The sequence below is a fragment of the Streptomyces sp. NPDC101490 genome (assembly GCF_044767145.1).
GTDB lineage: Bacteria > Actinomycetota > Actinomycetes > Streptomycetales > Streptomycetaceae > Streptomyces.
The window spans coordinates 77,958-97,495 of sequence record NZ_JBIWNI010000025.1 but is presented as its reverse complement, the minus strand read 5'-3'; the positions used below and the strand labels follow the sequence as shown (position 1 = coordinate 97,495).

Here is a 19,538-nt window from a genome sequence, read left to right as displayed (position 1 = left end):
ATGTGTGGCATCGCAGGGACTTACCGATGGCCGGACGGGAAGGCCGTGACCGACCGGCTCACCGACATCATCGCCCACCGGGGGCCGGACGGGTCGGGCCGGTACGGCCATCCCGTGGGTGACGGCGAGGTACAGCTCGGTCATCGTCGGCTGGCCATCGTCGACCTGTCGGAGACCGGCGCCCAGCCGATGGTCTCGGACGGCCTCGTCCTGACGTACAACGGCGAGCTGTACAACGCGCCCGAGCTGCGCGCCGAGCTGACGGCCGCCGGGGTGCGCTTCCGGGGCACCTCCGACACCGAGGTGCTCCTGGAGGCCTGGCGGCGCTGGGGCACGGACTGTCTGCCCCGGCTGCGCGGCATGTTCGCGTTCGGGATCTTCGACGAGCGGACCGGTGAGCTGGTGCTCGCCCGCGACCAGCTCGGTGTCAAACCGCTGTTCCTGCTGCGGCGCGGCGGGGGTCTGGTGTTCGCCTCCGAGCTGAAGGCGCTGGCCGCCGCCACCGGCGGTGCGCTGGAGGTGGACCACGCGGCCCTGGTGGCCTCGCTGCTCTACTACTGGGTGCCGGACACCCGGTGCGCGTACCGCGAGGCGGAGAAGCTGCCGCCGGGGACCTGGCTGCGGTGCCGCCCGGACGGCCGGGTGGAGCGGGGGCGCTTCTGGAACCTCCGGGAAGTCGCCGCGGAGGGCCGGGAGCGGGCCCTCTCGGGGGACGTGCCGGACATCGCCGCCGTCGTCGAGGAGTCGACCCGGCGTCATCTGCTCTCCGACGTCCCCGTGGCGACCTTCCTCTCCGGCGGCCTCGACTCCAGCTATCTGACCGCGCTCGCCTCCCGTGAGCTGCCCGGCATCTCCGCCTACACGATCGGGTTCCGCGCCGAGGACGCCAAGTTCGAGGCGATGCCGGACGACCTGCGCTACGCCCGTCAGGTGGCCGGACGGTTCGGCGTCGACCTGCACGAGATCGAGATCGCCCCGGACGTGCTCGACCTGCTGCCGCAGATGACGCGGACCCTGGACGAGCCGATCGGCGACCCGGCCGCAATCAACACCTTCCTGATCTGCTCGGCCGCCCGGGAGGCCGGGGTCAAGGTGATGCTCTCGGGGATGGGCGCCGACGAACTGTTCGCCGGGTACCGCAAGCACCTGGCGAACCTGATCGCGCTGCGCTACCAGCGGGTGCCCCGGCCGGTGCGGCGCGGTCTGTCCGCGGCGGTGGACCGGCTGCCGGTGGCCTCGGCCCGCCGGGGGTACCGGTCGGTGCGGTTCGCGAAGCGGTTCCTGTCCTTCGCCGATCTGCCGGAGGAGACCGCGTTCCGCCGGAGCTACACCATGTACGACCGGGGCGAGCTGCTGGACCTGGTCGATCCGGACCTGGCGGGGACGGTCGACGACGTGCTGACCGAGCACGCGGACGTCTACCGGGACAACGACCTCGACGACTTCGTCAACCGCATGTGCCTGGGCGACACCCGGATGTTCCTGCCGGGTCTCAACCTCACGTACACGGACCGGTCGAGCATGGCCGCCTCGACCGAGGTCCGGGTGCCGTACGTGGACGTCGAGGTGGTCAGGGCGGCGTTCGCCGTGCCCGGCGACCGGAAGATCGTCGGCCGGCAGGGCAAGGCCGTCCTCAAGGAGGCGGCCACCTCGATCCTGCCCCGGGAGATCGTGTACCGGCCCAAGGGCCTGTTCAGCGCCCCGCTGCGGGCCTGGATGAGCCGGGACCTGGCGCCGCTGGTGCGCGAGGTGGTGAACGACGGCGTCCTCGTCCGTTCCGGGTTCCTGCGCCGGGACGCGCTGGCCCGGATGGTCGCCGAGGACGCCGCCGGACAGCGGGACTTCTCCAAACATCTGTGGCATGTGCTGACCCTCGAGTACTGGTACCGCGCCGCGACCTCCGGGTCCGGCGAGAACGCACGCCCGACGGCGTAGGAGCAAGGGGACTTCGGTGAAACAGGTCGTGCAGAACTACAAGAGCGGTGAGCTGACGGTGCTCGACGTGCCGGTGCCGGGGTGCAAGCCGGGCGGGGTACTGGTCCGTACCGCCTATTCGCTGATTTCCACCGGGACCGAGCTGATGAAGGTGTCCGAGGCCGGGATGTCGATGCTGGGCAAGGCCCGCTCCCGCCCCGACCAGGTGGCCAAGGTCATGCAGAGCGTGGCCGTCAACGGAGTGCCCGCGACCTACCGCAAGGTGATGGGCAAGCTGGACTCGTACACGCCGCTGGGCTACTCGCTGTGCGGGGTGGTGGAGCAGGTCGGCCCCGGGGTCGACGATGTGAAGGTCGGCGACCTGGTGGCCTGCGCGGGGAACGAGCACGCGCTGCACGCCGAGCTGAACTGGGTGCCGAAGAACCTGTACGCCCGGGTGCCGGACGGGCTCGCGCCCCGGCACGCGGCCTTCGGCACGGTCGGGTCGATCGCACTCCAGGGCGTCCGTCAGGGCGAGCCGCAGCTCGGTGAGTCGGCGCTGGTCATCGGTCTGGGACTGATCGGACAGCTGGTGGTGCAGCTGCTCACCGCCTCGGGCGTCCGGGTCGTCGGGGTCGATCCCGATCCGGCGCGGTGCGAGCTGGCGGAGCAGCTCGGCGCCGTGGCCTGCGGCGATCCCTCGTCGGCGGCCGTGGAGGCAGCCGTCGCCGAGCTGACCGACGGTCACGGCGTGGACCAGGTGTATCTGGCGGCGGGCGGCGACAGCAACCAGCCCGTCGAGCTGGCGGCCCGGCTGTGCCGGGACCGGGGCCGGGTCGTCGACATCGGCAAGTGCCGTCTGGACCTGCCGTGGAACGCGTACTACGAGAAGGAGCTGGACGTCCGGTTCTCCCGGAGCTACGGCCCCGGGCGGTACGACCCGGAGTACGAGCTGGAGGGGCGGGACTATCCGATCGGCTACGTCCGCTGGACCGAGCGCCGCAATCTTGCCTGCTTCCTCGACCTCCTCGGGCGGGGAAGCGTGGACGTGGAGCCGCTCGTCTCGCACATCGCCGACTTCGACGACGCCGTCGACACCTACCGGCGGCTGAAGGACGGCGAGCTGAAGGCCGTGGCCGTGCTGTTCCGGTATCCGGAGGAGTCCCCGGAGCGGGAGGCGGCCCCGTCGGTGACCGTGCCCGTGGTGTCGCGCGGCGACCGGGCGCCCGCCAAGGCCCGGTCCGCCGGGAAGCCGGTGCGGCTCGCGTTCGTCGGCGCGGGGAACTACGCGACGTCGATGCTGCTTCCGCACCTGGCCGGGCGGGAGGGCGTCGAGCTGTCCACGGTCGTCACCACCACGGCGCTGTCCGGGGCCAACGCGCAGCGGAAGTTCGGGTTCGCCCGCGCGACCACCGATCTCGACGCCGTCCTCGGTGACGCGTCCGTCGACGCGGTGTTCGTGGTCACCCGGCACAGCTCGCACGCCGAGCTGACCCGCAAGGCGTTGCTCGCGGGCAAGACGGTGTTCGTGGAGAAGCCGCTGGCGCTCACCGGGGACGAGCTGGCGGGGGTGCTGGCGGCGGTGGAGGAGTCCGGCAACGACCGGCTCCAGGTGGGCTTCAACCGCCGGTTCGCCCCGCTGCTCCAGCACGCCAGGAAGCAGTTCGGCGACCGCACCGGCCCGGCGAGCCTGCGCTACCTGGTCAACGCGGGCCGACTCGAACACGGCAGCTGGTACCTCCGGCAGGGCAGCGAGGGCTCGCGGTTCGTCGGCGAGGGCGGGCACTTCATCGACACGGCGAGCTGGCTGCTCGGGGCCGACCCGGTCTCGGTGTACGCGGTCACCACGCCCGGCAACGAGGACCTCCAGGTCGTGCTGGGCTACCCGGACGGGTCGACCGCCACCATCAGTTACGTCACCACCGGCGCCTCGGGCTTCCCCAAGGAGACACTGGACCTCCTGGCGGACGGCAGGGTGCTGCGGCTCGACGACTTCGTGCGCGCCTCGGTGTACGGCCGCAAGCGGTGGGTCAGTTCGCGGCTGCCCAAGGCCCGGGACAAGGGCCAGTCCGCCGAGCTGGCCTCGTTCGTGCGGGCCGTGCGGACCGGCGGGCCGATGCCGGTGCCGCTGGAGTCGCTGGTCGCCACGACGGCGGCGACCCTCGCCGTGGGGGCGAGCCTGGCCGGTGGCGCGCCGGTGACGCTGGCGGGGCCGCGATGACCATGAGCGCGGGCTGGTACCTGCGGCGGCTGTCCCGGATGGAGCCGGGTGAGGTCGGCGGCCGGGTGGGCGACGCGGTGCGCAGGCGGCGGTGGCGGTCGGCGCCGCCGCACTGCCCCCGGGTGACCGGTGCCCGCTTCACCTCGGTGCTGCCCGCCGGGGCGCTCGCCTCGGTGCCGCCGGACGCGGCGAAGCGGCTGGTCGCGGACGCGGACCGGCTGATGGCCGGGCACGGCGAGTTCTTCGGGGTGGAGCGCGACGACCTGGTCGCCCCGGACTGGTGGTACGACCCGAAGACCGGGCGCCGGGCTCCGTGGGGGTACGCATTCGACGTGCCGTACCGGGACGAGGAGGCCGTCGGGGACATCAAGCAGATCTGGGAGCCGTCCCGGCACCAGTACCTGACCGTGCTCGCCGCCGCCTACGCGGTCACCGGGGACGAGCGGTACGCGGAGCGGGTGGCCGAGCACCTGCGGTCGTGGTGGGCGGGGAACGCTCCGCTGCGCGGGGTGCACTGGATCAGCGGCATCGAGCTGGGCATCCGGCTGCTGTCCTGGGTGTGGATCCGGCGGCTGCTCGACGGCTGGCCGGGCGCGGCCGGTCTCTTCGAGGACAACCCGGTGGCGGTGAACCAGATCTGGCACCACCAGCGGTGGCTGGCCGCCTTCCCCAGCCGGGGCTCCTCGGCGAACAACCATGTGATCGCCGAGGCGGCCGGGCAGCTCGCGGCGGCCTGCGCGTTCGGCTGGTTCCCCAGCTCGCGGCAGTGGCGGGCCGACGCGATGCGCTCGCTCGGCCGCCATCTGCGGAGCAACACCTTCCTCTCCGGCCTCAACCGTGAGCTGGCCTCCGAGTATCACGGTCTGGTGCTGGAGCTGGGGCTCGCGGCGGTGGCGGAGGCGGACGCCGTCGGGGCGCCGGTGCCCCCGACGGTGCGGCTGGTGCTCTTGCGGATGACCGACGCGCTCGCGGCCGTCGTGGACGACCGGCTGCGGCCGCCGCGCCAGGGGGACGCCGACGACGGTCACGGTCTGGTGGTGGACGGCACGGGCACCGACCGGTGGGGGTCCCTGCTGGCCACCGGGGACGCCGTGTTCGGGCGTCTCGACTGGTGGCCGGAGGTGACCGGTACCGATGTGCGCACCCCGCTGCTGGCGGCGCTCGTGCGGCCCACGGCTCCGGCCGTGACCCGTCCGGCGGAGCGTCCGGCCCACTTCGCCGACGCGGGCATGACCGTCCTGCGCGGTCCCGGGGGGATCTGGTGCCGCTGCGACGGCGGTCCGCACGGGTTCCTGTCGATCGCGGCGCACGCCCACGCGGACGCGCTGTCGGTGGAGGTGCGGCACGACGGGGTGGACGTGCTCGCCGACCCGGGGACGTTCTGCTATCACGGGCAGCCCGAGTGGCGGCGGTACTTCCGCTCGACCATCGGTCACAACACCCTGGAGTGGGACGGCGCCGACCAGTCCGCCTCCGGCGGCCCGTTCCTGTGGACCCGGCAGGCCCGTACCCGGGTGCTGGTCGCGGACCCCGGCACCGACGGGGTGGCCCGCTGGTGCGCCGAGCACGACGGCTACCAGCCGGCCACGCACCGCCGCCGGGTGGAGCTGACCGGCGCCGAGCGGGAGGTGCGGGTGGTCGACGAGATCCGTGGGGACCGGCCCGTGCGCCTGGCGTTCCATCTCGGTCCGGCGATCGGCGCGGACCTGTCGGGGAACCGGGCGGTGCTCACCTGGAGCCGGGACGGCGAGGACCGTTCGGCGGTGCTCGACCTCCCGGGCCAGTTGTCCTGGCGGGCGCACCGGGGTGAGGCGGAGCCGCCGCTCGGCTGGTACTCCGCGGGCTTCGGGCGCAAGGAGCCCGCCACCACGCTGGTCGGTACCGGCACCGGTCTGGCGGAGGGCGCGGAGGGGTTCGTCACGGTGCTCACGTTCCACGGCTAGGGAGGGTTTCAAAAGTGGCGTCGTCTGCCCGGAGGGCAGGCCTGGCGGCGTCTGGTGCGTGCGATCGCAAGGCGGAGGGTCGCCCCGATACTTGATGTATCGGGGTGATCCCGACAACGCGGCGAGCGTGCGTGCCAGGCGTCGCCAGGCAGGCGGGACTTTCGAAACACGCCCTAGCGCCCCTCGCGTGGGTGGGGACGACACGGGAGGCCGGGCCCCGCGAGCCCGGTACGGATCGGCGGGACATGTTTCTGGGAGGGGGCGTGGTGTTCAGGAGGCGGCGCTGGGCGTTGCCGGTGGCGGTGCTCGCGCTCGTCCTGCCGGTGGCGGCCGGTTGTACGGGCGCGTCGGGCGCCCCGGTGGCTCCGACGGGCGCGCCCAGCGCGTCCGGGGCGTCCGACGTGTCCGTGGCCCGGGTGTGCGACGGGACCGCGCCGGGGCCATCGTCCGCCCCGGCGGGCGCGGTGACGGTCGATCCCTCGGTGGTCGGTGATCTGGCGGCGAAGACCGCGGGCAGCCCCCCGGGCACCACGTTCTGGCTGCGTCCGGGCACCCACTGGCTGGACGGGGACCGGTACGCGCAGGTCGTGCCGAAGGAGGGGAACCGCTACCTGGGGGCGCCGGGCTCCGTCCTGGACGGCGGGAAGGTCAACCAGTACGCGTTCGGTGGTACCGCCCGGGGCGTCACGCTCGGCCATCTGACGGTGCAGCGTTTCGTCGCGCCGAACAACGAGGGCGTGGTCAACCACGACATGGCCGACGGCTGGGTGATCGAGCACATGACGATCCAGCACAACTCCGGCGCCGGGCTGATGGCCGGTGCGCGTCAGCGGCTCACGGGCAGTTGCCTCCGCGCCAACGGGCAGTACGGGATGAACGCGTACAAGACGGGCGACTCCATCCGTGGTCTGGTGGTCGAGGGCAACGAGGTCGTGGGGAACAACACCGACGACTGGGAGCGGCGGGACCCGGGCTGCGGATGCAGCGGGGGCATCAAGTTCTGGGCGGTCGACGGTGCCGACGTGCGGGGCAACTGGGTGCACGACAACCGGGGCACCGGGCTGTGGGCGGACAACAACAACAACGACTTCCGTATCGAGGACAACGTCATCGAGGCCAATGACGGTGCCGCGCTGGTGTACGAGACCAGCTACAACGCGGTCATCCGGAACAACACGATCCGGCGGAACAACTGGGTCGAGGGCCGCGCGTCCGCCGACGGCGGCGACGACTTCCCGTACGCGACGGTCTACGTCTCCGAGTCCGGCGGCGAGCCACGGGTCCCGGCCCGCACGGACAAGATCGAGATCTACCGGAACGTGCTGGAGGACAACTGGAACGGGATCACCCTGTGGGAGAACGCGGACCGGTTCTGCAACAGTCCGGCCAACACCTCCACCGGATACTGCACGCTGCTGGTGAAGGACACCGGGCGCTGCGCGCGTCCGGCGATCGCCGGGGCTCCGCTCTACGCGGACTGCCGGTGGCGGACCCAGCGGGTGGACATCCACGACAACCGGTTCCTGCTCGACCCGTCCGTCCTCGCGTGCACGGCGGGGTGCGGCCGGATGGCGGTGGTGGCCAACTACGGCACCTACCCGGACTGGTCGCCTTACCAGGGCGACCGGGTGGCGCGGGCGATCACCCTGGAACAGCACAACCGCTGGCACGACAACGTCTACCGGGGGCCGTGGACCTTCGTGGCCAACGATCCGAGCCGGCGACTCGACTCGGGGCAGTGGCGGCGGGCGCCGTACCTCCAGGACGCGGGCAGCACCTTCACCGCGCGGTCGGGGGGCTGAGATGAGCGAGGACCCCAGGGGTTCGGAACGGGACGGGACGGGCGGGCCGGAGGCGCGGACCGGCGCCGTGGCGTCGGGCGCGTCCGGTGCGTCCGGTGCGTCCGAGGAACAGCCCGGGGCCGTGGCGCGTCTCGTCGGGACGCCGAAGGCCGTCGGCGTCGTCTGGGCGCTGCTCGGTCTCAACACGCTGGGCTCGGCCGGGGCGAAGACCGTCGTGGCGATCCCGCGCTCCTTGATACAGATGGCCACCATGGGCGCGCTGGTCACCGCGTTCGCCCTGGCGCTGGTGCTCAATCCCCGGCTGCGCGTGCGGCCCAGTGCCTTCGTGTTCCTGCTCACGCTGCTGCTGGTGCCGAGTCTGATCGCCAGTGTGCAGTTGGAGGTCGGGTTCGGCGCGTTGTTCCGCTGTGCCCGGCTGTCGCTGTTCGTCGGCACGCTGTGGCTGCTCAGTCGCTGGTGGGACGGTGGTCTGACGTTCGTCCGGTACCACGTCCGGATGTACTTCGCGGTGCTCGTGCTGGTGGCCGTCGGGCTGGCGGTCGCGCCGGGGACGGCGATGCCCGAGTACTACGGGGGGCGGCTCGTCGGCGCGCTGTGGCCGTTGACCCCGCCGCAGATCGGGCAGTACTCCGCGGTGATCATCGGGCTGACGGTGCTCCTGCTGATCGGCCGTCGGACCAGTGGGGCCAACGCGGCGGCGGTCATCGTGCTGTCGGCGGTCCTGCTCGCGATGACGCACACCCGGACGGCCACGCTCGGTCTGCTGGCCGGGCTGTCCCTCGCGATCGGCTCGCTCGTCCTGACCAGCGCCGCCGCCCGCCGGTTCTTCGCCTGGGCGGTGGTGTGCGGCGCGGTGGCGGCGGTGGCGTTCAGCTCCGCGATGCAGGCGTGGTTCCTGCGCGGGCAGAGCCAGGAGAACTTCGCCAACCTCACGGGCCGGGCCGTGGTGTGGGACTCGCTCCTGTCCATGCCCCGCACGCTCGGGGAGCAGGCGTTCGGTACCGGCCTGGGCGACAAGTCGTTCGACGGCCTGCCGATCGACAACAGCTGGCTGGCCGTCTATCACGAGCAGGGGCTGATCGGGGTCGCGCTCGTCGCGTCGATGATCATCGTGCTGGGGGGTGTCGCGCTGCTCCGGCCGCCGTCGCTGCCGAGGGCCTGCGCAATCTTCCTGATCAGCTACTGCGCGATCTCCTCGTACACCGAGGTGGGGCTCGGGGACGCCTCCGCGTACCTCCTGCATCTGGCCCTGGCCGCCTCGCTGCTCGCGGCCCCCGTCGCGGCCGAGCCCCTTCCGACACCCCACATGCCCCGACGACGTGTCCCGCGATGGGCCCGGAGGTGACCTGAGATGTATGTCCTGGTGGTCCACAACCGATACTCCTCGGCGCAGCCGAGCGGGGAGAACAGGGTCGTCGACGAGGAGGTGGAGCTGCTGCGGGCGGGCGGCCACCGGGTCGAGCTGTTCGAGCGGCGCAGTGACGACATCGCCGGCCGGTCGCTGGCGGGCAAGGTGGCCGTGCCGCTGCTCGTGCCGTGGAACCCGGGGGTCCGCAAGGAGCTCGCCGCCCGGCTCAGGGCCGACCGGCCGGACGTGGTGCACGTCCACAACGTCTTTCCGCTGCTGTCGCCCTCGGTGCTGGCCGCCTGCGCCGACGTCGGTGTGCCCGTCGTCGCCACGCTGCACAACTACACCCAGGTGTGCCCGCCCGGCACGCTGCACCGGGAGGGCCGGTCGTGCACGGAGTGCGTGGGGACGGCGTGGGCGCTGCCCGCCGTCCGGCACGGCTGTTACCGCGACTCCCGGCTCGCGACGGTTCCGATCGCGGTCGGTCTGTCGGTCAACCGGCGGCGGTGGTGGTCCGGCGTGGAGCGGTTCTTCTGCATCTCGCAGGCGCAGCGCGACGTGCTGGTGCGGTCCGGGATGCCGTCGGAGCGGCTGGCGGTGAAGCACAACTTCGTGCCCGATCCGGCGGACCGCCGGGAGGGCCCCGGGGAGCACCTGCTGTTCCTGGGGCGGCTCGCGGAGGCCAAGGGGATACGGCTCCTGATGGCCGCGTGGGACGAGCTGGCCGCCGGGGGCGGGGTGGGCGTGCCGCTGGTCATCGCCGGGGCGGGCCCGCTGGAGCCGGAGGTGACCGCGTGGGCGGCGGGCCGGGAGGACGTGCGGTACGCGGGGCTGCTGGATCCGGCGGAGTGCCGCAAGGCGGTCGCCCGTTCGGTGGCCGTGCTGGCTCCCTCGATGGCTCTGGAGACCTTCGGTCTGGTGGTCGCGGAGGCGATGGCGGCCGGGGTTCCGGCCGTCGCCGCCGGTCACGGCGCTTTCGTCGAGCTCGTCGAGGAAGGGGTGACGGGGCTGCTGCACCGGCCGGGCGAGCCCGGTTCGCTGGCGTCCCGGGTGCGGGAGGTCACGGCCGATCCGGACCGCAACCAGGAGATGGGCCGGGCGGCCCGGCGCCGTTACGAGCGGGGCTTCAGCCCCGCCGTCGGCCTGGAACGTCTGGTGGAGGGGTACCGCGCCGCGATGGCGGGGCGGTCCGGCGGCGGGCACGGCGCGCCGCCGACAGGCAACGGGAACACGGGCCCGCGGCGGGACGACCGCGCGGGCAGGGATGGGGGAAGTAGATGACAGGATGCCGACTCTGCGGTTCGGAGGCGCTGGTCAGCGTCGTCGATCTGGGGGCGACTCCGCCGTGCGAGAGCTTTCTGGCCGCCGAGGAGCTGGACCGGCCGGAACCGACGTACCCGCTGCACCTGCGGGTCTGCACCGACTGCTGGCTCGCGCAGATACCTCCGCTGATCACGCCGGAGGAGACGTTCACGCAGTACGCGTACTTCTCGTCGTACTCGACGTCCTGGGTGGAGCACGCCCGGGTGTTCGTCGAGGACGCCGTGGGGCGGGCGGGTCTGGGCCCGGACGCCTTCGTTGTCGAGGTCGCGAGCAACGACGGCTATCTGCTGCGGCACGTGGTGGACCGGGGGATGCGCTGCCTCGGGGTGGAGCCCTCGGTGAACGTGGGCGCCGCCGCGCGGGAGGCGGGCGTGCCCACGCTCACCGCGTTCCTGTCCCCGGAGACCGGTTCGGCCGTCCGGGCCGAGCACGGTCCGGCGGACCTGGTCGTCGCCAACAACGTGTACGCGCACATCCCCGACGTGGTCGGCTTCACCCAGGGGCTGCGTTCGCTGGTCGCCGACGACGGCTGGGTCTCCATCGAGGTGCAGCACCTGCTGACCCTGATCGAGGAGAACCAGTACGACACGATCTACCACGAGCACTTCCAGTACTACACGGTCGCGTCCGCGATCCGGGCGCTCGCGAGCGGTGGGCTGACCCTGGTGGACGTCGAGCTGCTGCCCACGCACGGCGGTTCGATCCGGCTGTGGGCCCGGCCGTCGGAGGCAGCCGGGGAGCCGACGCCGAGGGTGGCGGACGTGCTGGCCCGGGAGAAGGCCGCCGGGCTGCAGGAGCTGTCCGGGTACACGGACTTCTCGGCCCGGGTGGCGAAGGTGCGCAGGGACCTCCTGAAGTTCCTCGTCGAGGCGGCCGAGCGCGGTGAGACGGTCGTCGGCTACGGCGCGCCGGGCAAGGGCAACACCCTGCTCAACCACTGCGGTGTGCGGCCGGACCTGCTGGCGTACACGGTGGACCGCAACCCGTACAAGCACGGCAGGTTCACTCCGGGCACCCGCATCCCGATCCTTCCGCCGGAGCGGATAGCCGCCGACCGGCCGGACTACGTCCTGGTCCTGCCGTGGAACCTGCGGGACGAGCTGGTCGAGCAGTTGTCCTTCGTCCACGAGTGGGGCGGCCGGCTGGTCTTCCCCATCCCGGAACTGAGCGTCGTCGAGGTGAAGTCATGAAGGTCGTGCTGTTCTGCGGCGGTTACGGGATGCGGATGCGCAACGGAACCGCCGACGACGTGCCCAAGCCGATGGCGATGGTCGGTCCCCGGCCGCTGATCTGGCACGTCATGCGCTACTACGCGCACTTCGGGCACAAGGAGTTCATCCTGTGCCTGGGGTACGGGGCCCATCACATCAAGGACTTCTTCCTCCGCTACGAGGAGACGACGTCCAACGACTTCGTGCTGCGCCGGGGCCGTACGGAGCTGCTGTCCACGGACATCTCCGACTGGACGATCACGTTCGCGCAGACCGGGGTGGAGTCGCCGATCGGGGAGCGGCTGCGCCGGGTGCGGCACCATCTGGAAGGCGACGAGATGTTCCTCGCCAACTACGCCGACGTGCTCACCGACGCCCCGCTGCCGGAGATGATCGACCGGTTCTCCCGGCGGGACGCCGGGGCGTCGATGATGGTGGTGCCGCCGCAGTCCTCGTTCCACTGCGTGGAACTCGCCGAGGACGGCCTGGTCGGCGGCATCACCGCCGTGAGCGAACTGCCGTTGTGGGAGAACGGCGGCTACTTCGTGCTCCGGCAGGAGGTCTTCGACCACATACCGGAGAACGGGGACCTGGTCGCGGACGGCTGCGCGGGCCTGGCCAAGAGCGGGCGGCTCGTGGCGCACCAGCACCGGGGCTTCTGGAAGCCGACCGACACCGTGAAGGAACGCGCCGCGCTCGACGCCGGGTACGCCCGGGGCGACCGCCCGTGGGCCGTGTGGGAGCGGGACGGCGCGACCGCGGGCGGGGTGGGGACCGCGTGATACGTCTCGGGGCCGGGGGCCTGGACCGGATCGTCGCGGTGGGCGCGCACTGCGACGACATCGCGATCGGCGCGGGCGGCACCCTGCTGACGGTGTGTCTCGCCCGGCCGGGCGTCCGGGTCGACGCGCTGGTGCTCTCCGGCGGTGGCGGCGACCGGGAGGACGAGGAGCGGGCCGCGCTCGCCGCCTTCTGCCCGGACGCCGATCTGCGGCTGACCGTGCTGAAGCTGCCCGACGGACGGCTGCCCGCGCACTGGGACGAGGCCAAGGCCGCGGTGGAGGAGCTGCGCGCCCGGACCGATCCCGACCTGGTCCTCGCGCCGCGCACCGACGACGCGCACCAGGACCACCGGGGCCTGGCGAAGCTGATGACCACGGGATTCCGTGACCATCTGGTGCTCGGTTACGAGATCGTCAAGTGGGACGGCGACCTGGGCCGTCCCTCCGCCTATCAGCCGCTGTCGCCGGAGACCGCCGAGCGGAAGGTGCGGCTGCTGCAGGAGCACTACCCCTCGCAGCGGCACCGGCCCTGGTACGACCGGGAGGCCTTCCTCGGCCTCGCGCGGATCCGGGGCATCGAATGCCACGAGCGCTACGCCGAGGCGTTCGCCGTCACCAAACTCACTCTCGACCTGGGGGAATGAACCTTGCGCGTACTGCTGACCGGACACCAGGGCTATCTGGGCACCGTGATGGCCCCGGTCCTCGCCGCCGCCGGGCACGAGGTCGTCGGCCTCGACTCGGGCCTGTTCGCGGACTGTGTCCTCGGCCCCCGGCCGGAGGACCCGGCGGGCCACCGGGTGGACCTCCGGGACGTCACGGCCGAGCACGTGGCCGGGGTGGACGCCGTGATCCATCTGGCCGCGCTCTCCAACGACCCGTTGGGCTCGCTGGCGCCGGACCTGACCTACGACATCAACCACCACGCCTCCGTGCGGCTGGCCCGGCTCGCCCGCGAGGCCGGGGTGCGCCGTTTCCTGTACGCGTCGACCTGCTCCGTCTACGGCGCCGCCGGGGGCGACGAGCTGGTCTCCGAGGAGGCCCCGCTGCGTCCGGTGACGCCGTACGCGGAGTCCAAGGTGCGGGTGGAGGACGATCTGCACGCGCTGGCCGACGGCGACTTCACCCCGGTGTACATGCGCAACGCCACCGCCTTCGGGTACTCGCCCCGGCTGCGCGCCGACATCGTCCTGAACAACCTGGTGGGCCACGCCCTGCTGTCCGGCGAGGTCCTGGTGCTCTCCGACGGCACGCCGTGGCGGCCGCTGGTGCACGCCGCCGACATCGCGCGTGCCTTCACCGCCGCGCTGGAGGCGCCCCGCGAGGCGGTGCACGACCGGGCGTTCAACATCGGCGGCGAGGCCAACAACGTCACCGTCGCCGAGATCGCCGAACAGGTCGCCGAGGCGGTCTCCGGCGCGAAGGTCCGCATCACCGGGGAGAACGGCGCCGACCCCCGCTCGTACCGGGTGGACTTCTCCCGGTTCCGCGCGGCGATCCCCGGCTTCGACTGCGAGTGGACGGTGAAGCGGGGCGCTCTCGAACTCGCCGACGCCTACCGGGAGCACGGGCTGACCAGGGAGGACTTCGAGCGCCGGTTCACCCGGCTCGCCGTGCTGCGCGCGGGGTCCGAGAGCGGCGCGGTCGACGGCACCCTGCGGTGGCGCCGATGACGACGGTCGGCGAGGAGATGCACGCCCTGGTGGAGCGGCTGTACCCGCTCTGCCGGAGCATCACGGGCGACGGGGTGCGCGCCACCCTGGACATCGTGGGCGAACACCTCCCGCTCCAGGTGCACGAGGTGCCGACCGGGACGCGGGTGCTCGACTGGACGGTGCCGCAGGAGTGGAACATCCGGGACGCGTACATCGCCGACGCGAGCGGCAGACGGGTCGTCGACTTCGCCGCCTCCAGTCTGCACGTGCTCGGCTACAGCGTGCCAGTGGCGGCGACCATGCCGCTGGCGGAACTGCGGGACCATCTGCACACCCTGCCGGACCGGCCTTCCTGGGTGCCGTACCGGACCAGCTACTACACGCCGGAGTGGGGGTTCTGCCTGTCCCAGGAGACCCTGGACGCGATGCCGGACGGCGACTACGAGGTGCGGATCGACTCCACCCTCGCGGACGGCCACCTCACCTACGCGGAGCACGTGGTGCCGGGGCAGGTGCCGGAGGAGGTGATCGTCTCCTGTCACATCTGCCACCCCTCGCTGGCCAACGACAACATGGCCGGTGTCGCGGTGGCGGCGTTCCTGGCCAAGGAGCTGGCCGAGCGGACGCCGTACTACACCTACCGGTTCGTCTTCGCGCCGGGGACCATCGGGGCGATCACCTGGCTGGCCCGCAACGCGGAGCGGGTGCAACGGGTCGAGCACGGTCTGGTGCTGGCCTGCGCCGGGGACCCGGGCCGGCTGACGTACAAGCGGAGCAGGCGCGGCGACGCGGACATCGACCGGGTGGTGCGGCATGTGCTGACGGCCTCGGAACGGCCGCACCGGATCGACGAGTTCACGCCGTACGGCTACGACGAACGGCAGTACTGCTCCCCCGGTTTCAATCTCGGTGTGGGCTCGCTCAGCCGCACCCCGTACGCGGCCTATCCGGAGTACCACACCTCGGCGGACAATCCGGATTTCGTCTCCCCGGAGGCGATGGCTGACACGCTCGCCGTCTGCCGCGAGGTGTTCGCGGTGCTGGACCGCAACCGGCGGTACCAGAACCTCAGCCCTTACGGGGAACCGCAGTTGGGCCGACGCGGGCTGTACGACTCGCTCGGCGGGCGCAGCGACGCGAAACAGGCGCAGATGGCCATGCTCTGGGTGCTCAGCATGTCGGACGGCGAGCACGATCTGCTGGACGTCGCCGAGCGCTCGGGCCTGCCGTTCGACACGGTCGCCGACGCGGCCGACGCCCTGCGTGACGCCGGACTGATCAAGGCGTGACCCGATGAGCACCGGAAGCGAGAGGACGGCGGTGCCCCCGGCCCGGCCCACCGCCCTGCGGACCATCGCCGGGCGGCTGTCCTGGGGGCTGGCCGACCAGGCGGTCTGCAGCATGACCAACTTCGTCGTGGGGGTCTATGTCGCACGGTCGCTCGGGCTGGCCGCGTTCGGCGTGTTCAGCCTGGTCTGGGTGACCTACGGGGTGGTGCTCGGGGTCTCCCGGGGGCTGGCCACCGACCCGCTGATGGTGCGCTTCAGCGGGGTGCCGACGGGGGTCTGGCGCCCGGCGGCGGCCCGGTCGACCGGGACCGCGCTCTGTGTCGCCGCCGTCATCGGAACCGTGTGCCTGGCGGCCGGGCTCGGCATCGGCGGCCGGGTGGGGCACGCGTTCGCCTGCCTCGGCGCCGTCCTGCCCGCGCTGCTGCTCCAGGACGCCTGGCGGTTCTCCTTCTTCGCCGCGGGCACCGGGCGGAAGGCCTTCACCAACGACCTCCTGGGCGGTCTGGCGCTGGTCCCCGCCATGGTGGTCGCGGCCCGGGTGGGCAGCGTCGCCGGGTTCGTGCTCGCCTGGGGAGCCGCCGCCGCCGTTCCGGCGGCGTACGGCTGCTACCAGTCCGGCATCCGGCCCCGGGTGACCGAGGCGCGCGCCTGGCTGCGCGAACAGCGCGACCTCGGCTACCGGTACCTCGTCGAGAACGTCGGCGTCAGCGGGGCGGGCCAGCTGCGCGCCTACGGGCTCGGCGCGATCGTCGGGGTCAGCGCGGTCGGCGTCGTCCGGGGTTCCGAGCTGCTGCTCGGCCCGTTCCTCGCGGTCCTGATGGGCCTCTCGCTCGTCACCGTCGCGGAGGCGGCGCGGGTCCTGCGGCAGGCCCCGCACCGGCTGCGCGTGTTCTGTCTGCTGCTCGGCGGCGGGCAGGCCGTCGCCGCGCTGCTCTGGGGCGCGGCGCTGCTCTTCGTACCGGACCGGTTCGGTGAGTTCGTGCTCGGCGGTGTCTGGTACGCCGCCTCGCAGCTCATCGTGCCGGCCACGCTCGGTGTCGCGGGCGCGAGCCTGGGCACCGGCGCGGCGTCCGGGCTGCGCGCGCTCGCCGCCGCCCGGCGCAGTCTGCGCTGTCAGCTGATCGCCTCCACCCTCTACGTCTGCGGCGGGCTCGGCGGGGCGCTCGTCGGCGGGACCGTCGGCTCCGCCTGGGGCGTCGCCGGAGCGACGGCGGTGAGTTCCGCCGTGTGGTGGCTGGAGCTGCGGTCGGCCCTGCGCGCGCACGATCACCACACCATCCGTGAAGTGAGGACCACATGACCACCCCTCCCCGGCTGAGCGTCGGACTGCCCGTGTACAACGGCGAGGAGTACCTCGCCGAGGCGTTCGAGGCCCTGCTCGGCCAGACGTACGAGGACTTCGAGCTGGTCGTCTCCGACAACGCGTCGACCGACGGGACCCGGGACATCTGCCGCCGCTACGCCGAGCGGGACTCGCGCGTCCGGTACATCCGGCTGCCCCGGAACATCGGCGCCGCGCCGAACCACAACTACGTGTTCACCGAGTGCCGGGGCGAGCTGTTCAAGTGGGCCTCGCACGACGACCTGTACGCCCGGGACCTGCTGCGGGCCTGTGTGGAGGCGCTGGACGAGCGGCCGGAGGTGATCCTGGCGCACAGCGGGCAGGCGGTCATCGACGGCGAGGGCCGGGTGAAGGTGCCGTACGCGTACGGTCTCGCCACCGACTCCCCGCACGCGCCGACGCGTTTTCGCAGCATGCTGTTCGAGCCCGGCGGCGACGACTTCTACGGGGTGATGCGGGCCGATGTGCTGCGCCGGGTGAAGCCGCACGACAGCTACCACCACGCGGACCGCACGTTCGTCTCCGAGATCGGTCTGCACGGGCCGTTCCACCAGGTGCCGGAGCTGCTGTACTTCCGCCGCGACCACCCGACCCGGGCCGAGCGGGCCAATCCGTCCAAGCGTTCCCGGTGCGTCAACCTGGACCCGCGCCGGGCCGGTCCGCTGCATCCGACGCCCCGGCTGCTCGCCGAGTACGTGGCGGGCTTCGTGTCGGCGATCCGGCGGGCGCCGCTGTCCACGGCGGACCGGCGCGCCTGCTACGGACATCTGGTCGCGTGGGCGACCAGCCGGGTCCGGCCGGGTGCCGGTGAGCGGGTCGAGGACCGTGCTCCGGTCGACCCGCGCCGGACCACGGTCTCCCTAGACGACCTGGTCGCCGGGCGCGAGGGGAGGAAGGCGTGAGCTCCGCCCGGCGGGGCGCGGCGCGCGTCGGGGTGTTCGGGCTGCTGGGCTCCGGCAACCTGGGCAACGACGGTTCACTCGAAGCGGTCCTCGGCTACCTCCGCGCGGAGCATCCGGGAGCGGTGGTGGACGCGCTGTGCGGCGGGCCCGAGGCGGTCACCGCCCGGTACGGCGTCCCCGCGACCCGGCTGCACTGGTACGGCGGGGAGTACCGGACGGCGTCGCGGGCGGGCGCGGTCGCGGGCAAGGGCCTGGGCAAGCTCGTCGACGCCGTGCGGACGGCCGTCTGGGTGCGCCGCCACGATGTGGTGATCGTGCCGGGCATGGGGGTCCTGGAGGCCACGCTGCCGCTGCGGCCGTGGGGTTTCCCGTACGCGCTGTTCCTGCTCTGCGCGACCGGGCGGCTGTTCGGCACCCGGGTCGCGCTGGCCGGGGTCGGCGCCGACACGATCCGCGAGCGGCCGACCCGGGCGCTGGTGCGCTGGTCGGCGCGGCTGGCCGCGTACCGGTCGTACCGCGACACCCTGTCGCGGGACGCGATGCGGGCGATGGGCGTGGACACCTCGCGCGACGAGGTGTATCCGGACCTCGCGTTCGCCCTCCCGGCTCCGTCGCCGGGCACGCCTCCCGGGTCGCCGGGCCCGGTCTGTGTCGGTGTCATGGCCTTCCACGGGGGCAACGACGACCGCGACCGCGCCGAGGAGATCCACCGGCGCTATCTCGACGGGACGACCCGGTTCGTCCGTGCGCTGGCCGAGGACGGACGGCCGGTCCGGCTGGTCACCGGGGACGCGTGCGACGCGCCGGTGGTGGCCGCGATCCTCGAAGCGGTGGACTCTCCGCTGGTCACCGCCTCGGAGGCGGCCTCGCTCGGCGATCTGATGAAGGAGATGGCCGCCGCCGACACGGTGGTGGCGACCCGTTACCACAATCTGGTCTGCGCGCTGAAGGTCGGCACGCCCACGCTCGCGCTCAGCTACGCGGCGAAGAGCGACGCGCTGATGGCCGAGATGGGCCTCGGCGCGTACCGCCATCCGGCGCGCGAGGTGGACGCCGACCGGCTGCTCGAACAGTTCCGGGAGCTCGAACGGCGCTCGGTGGAACTGCGGAGCGTCCTCGCCGAACGCAACCGGACCGCGGCCCGGCGCCTCGACCACCAGTTCGCCGCCCTGACCTCGGCCCTCTTCCCGAGGACCGGTCCTGCCCACACCCACGCCCTGCGGGAGAACACATGAGAGCGACCCCGGTCCCGGAGATCGACGGGGCCTACCTGTTCGAGCCGACGCCCTACGCCGACGAGCGCGGCTTCTTCTGCCGCACCTTCGACGCCGAGGTGGTCCGCTCGGTCGGCCTCGACCCGGACGCCTTCGTCCAGGACAGCCTGTCCCGGTCAGTCCGGGGCGTGCTGCGCGGTCTGCACCTGCGCGCGGGCGCCGGGGAGGCCAAACTCGTACGGTGCTCGTACGGGAGGATCTTCGACGTCGTCGTCGATCTGCGGGCGGGCTCCCCGACGTACCGCAACACGGCCTTCTTCGACCTCTCCGGCGAGACGCAGCGGACCCTCTACATCCCGGCGGGGTGCGCGCACGGCTTCCAGGCGCTCACCGAGACCGCCGACATCGCGTACCGCATCGACCGGCCGCACGATCCGGCCGAGGACGTGACGATCGCCTTCGACGACCCAGAGCTCGGCATTCCGTGGCCGCTGCCGGTCGCTTCGGTGTCCCTGCGGGACCGGGAGGCGCCGAGTCTCGCCGAGGCTCTGAAGCACGCCGAGGCTCTGAAGCACGAGGAGAACTGAGATCA

General features: G+C 72.6%; 15 protein-coding genes. All 15 read left to right on the top strand.

Translation table 11 applies throughout. From position 1 onward, the window contains the following. The 15 genes from asnB to rfbC all read left to right on the top strand — a co-directional run bounded on the left by asnB (position 1) and on the right by rfbC (position 19,533). Positions 1-1,935: an asparagine synthase (glutamine-hydrolyzing) gene (gene asnB, locus ACIRQY_RS30830; protein WP_403931143.1), complete on the top strand. Its 1,935-nt coding sequence runs from the start codon at positions 1-3 to the stop codon at positions 1,933-1,935. A 16-nt stretch (positions 1,936-1,951) separates the two neighbouring features. Then, entirely contained in the window at positions 1,952-4,135 is a 2,184-nt protein-coding gene (locus ACIRQY_RS30825) for a bi-domain-containing oxidoreductase (protein ID WP_403931141.1), read from the top strand. Further along, positions 4,132-6,078 carry an alginate lyase family protein gene (locus ACIRQY_RS30820; RefSeq protein ID WP_403931140.1) on the top strand — a complete coding sequence of 649 codons (1,947 nt, stop codon included), beginning with the start codon at positions 4,132-4,134 and terminating at the stop codon, positions 6,076-6,078. The genes ACIRQY_RS30825 and ACIRQY_RS30820 overlap by 4 nt, the downstream gene beginning before the upstream one ends. A 263-nt stretch (positions 6,079-6,341) precedes the next feature. Next, positions 6,342-7,880, top strand: coding sequence for a right-handed parallel beta-helix repeat-containing protein (locus tag ACIRQY_RS30815; protein ID WP_403931139.1), 1,539 nt, complete (start codon positions 6,342-6,344; stop codon positions 7,878-7,880). 121 nt (positions 7,881-8,001) lie between these two features. Further along, positions 8,002-9,225, top strand: coding sequence for an O-antigen ligase domain-containing protein (locus ACIRQY_RS30810; RefSeq protein WP_403931137.1), 1,224 nt, complete (start codon positions 8,002-8,004; stop codon positions 9,223-9,225). A 6-nt stretch (positions 9,226-9,231) separates the two neighbouring features. After that, positions 9,232-10,509, top strand: a complete 1,278-nt coding sequence (locus tag ACIRQY_RS30805) for a glycosyltransferase (protein ID WP_403931135.1) — start codon at positions 9,232-9,234, stop codon at positions 10,507-10,509. Continuing rightward, positions 10,506-11,741 (top strand): methyltransferase domain-containing protein, encoded by a 1,236-nt coding sequence (locus ACIRQY_RS30800; protein ID WP_403931134.1) that lies wholly within the window; start codon positions 10,506-10,508, stop codon positions 11,739-11,741. Before ACIRQY_RS30805 ends, ACIRQY_RS30800 begins: the two co-directional genes overlap by 4 nt. Continuing rightward, positions 11,738-12,544: a glucose-1-phosphate cytidylyltransferase gene (locus tag ACIRQY_RS30795; protein ID WP_351784316.1), complete on the top strand. Its 807-nt coding sequence runs from the start codon at positions 11,738-11,740 to the stop codon at positions 12,542-12,544. The genes ACIRQY_RS30800 and ACIRQY_RS30795 overlap by 4 nt, the downstream gene beginning before the upstream one ends. Beyond that, positions 12,541-13,188 (top strand): PIG-L deacetylase family protein, encoded by a 648-nt coding sequence (locus ACIRQY_RS30790; RefSeq protein ID WP_351784314.1) that lies wholly within the window; start codon positions 12,541-12,543, stop codon positions 13,186-13,188. Before ACIRQY_RS30795 ends, ACIRQY_RS30790 begins: the two co-directional genes overlap by 4 nt. 3 nt (positions 13,189-13,191) lie before the next feature. Beyond that, positions 13,192-14,217 carry an SDR family oxidoreductase gene (locus tag ACIRQY_RS30785; RefSeq protein WP_351784312.1) on the top strand — a complete coding sequence of 342 codons (1,026 nt, stop codon included), beginning with the start codon at positions 13,192-13,194 and terminating at the stop codon, positions 14,215-14,217. After that, positions 14,214-15,488: a DUF4910 domain-containing protein gene (locus ACIRQY_RS30780; RefSeq protein ID WP_403931131.1), complete on the top strand. Its 1,275-nt coding sequence runs from the start codon at positions 14,214-14,216 to the stop codon at positions 15,486-15,488. Before ACIRQY_RS30785 ends, ACIRQY_RS30780 begins: the two co-directional genes overlap by 4 nt. Positions 15,489-15,492: 4 nt before the next feature. Continuing rightward, a complete protein-coding gene (locus tag ACIRQY_RS30775) occupies positions 15,493-16,788 on the top strand; it encodes a hypothetical protein (protein WP_403931130.1) in 1,296 nt (431 codons plus the stop codon). After that, positions 16,785-17,732 carry a glycosyltransferase family 2 protein gene (locus tag ACIRQY_RS30770; protein ID WP_351784306.1) on the top strand — a complete coding sequence of 316 codons (948 nt, stop codon included), beginning with the start codon at positions 16,785-16,787 and terminating at the stop codon, positions 17,730-17,732. The genes ACIRQY_RS30775 and ACIRQY_RS30770 overlap by 4 nt, the downstream gene beginning before the upstream one ends. Continuing rightward, a complete protein-coding gene (locus ACIRQY_RS30765; protein WP_403931128.1) occupies positions 17,729-18,967 on the top strand; it encodes a polysaccharide pyruvyl transferase family protein in 1,239 nt (412 codons plus the stop codon). Before ACIRQY_RS30770 ends, ACIRQY_RS30765 begins: the two co-directional genes overlap by 4 nt. Continuing rightward, positions 18,964-19,533: a dTDP-4-dehydrorhamnose 3,5-epimerase gene (gene rfbC, locus ACIRQY_RS30760; RefSeq protein ID WP_403931126.1), complete on the top strand. Its 570-nt coding sequence runs from the start codon at positions 18,964-18,966 to the stop codon at positions 19,531-19,533. Before ACIRQY_RS30765 ends, rfbC begins: the two co-directional genes overlap by 4 nt. Positions 19,534-19,538 lie beyond the last annotated feature (5 nt).

Bases quoted from the DNA above. Each gene is read 5' to 3' on its own strand.
- asnB (WP_403931143.1), top strand. From the start codon at position 1: ATGTGTGGCATCGCAGGGACTTACCGATGGCCGGACGGGAAGGCCGTG.
- ACIRQY_RS30820 (WP_403931140.1), top strand. From the start codon at position 4,132: ATGACCATGAGCGCGGGCTGGTACCTGCGGCGGCTGTCCCGGATGGAG.
- ACIRQY_RS30805 (WP_403931135.1), top strand. From the start codon at position 9,232: ATGTATGTCCTGGTGGTCCACAACCGATACTCCTCGGCGCAGCCGAGC.
- ACIRQY_RS30800 (WP_403931134.1), top strand. From the start codon at position 10,506: ATGACAGGATGCCGACTCTGCGGTTCGGAGGCGCTGGTCAGCGTCGTC.
- ACIRQY_RS30795 (WP_351784316.1), top strand. From the start codon at position 11,738: ATGAAGGTCGTGCTGTTCTGCGGCGGTTACGGGATGCGGATGCGCAAC.
- ACIRQY_RS30780 (WP_403931131.1), top strand. From the start codon at position 14,214: ATGACGACGGTCGGCGAGGAGATGCACGCCCTGGTGGAGCGGCTGTAC.
- ACIRQY_RS30775 (WP_403931130.1), top strand. From the start codon at position 15,493: ATGAGCACCGGAAGCGAGAGGACGGCGGTGCCCCCGGCCCGGCCCACC.
- ACIRQY_RS30770 (WP_351784306.1), top strand. From the start codon at position 16,785: ATGACCACCCCTCCCCGGCTGAGCGTCGGACTGCCCGTGTACAACGGC.
- rfbC (WP_403931126.1), top strand. From the start codon at position 18,964: ATGAGAGCGACCCCGGTCCCGGAGATCGACGGGGCCTACCTGTTCGAG.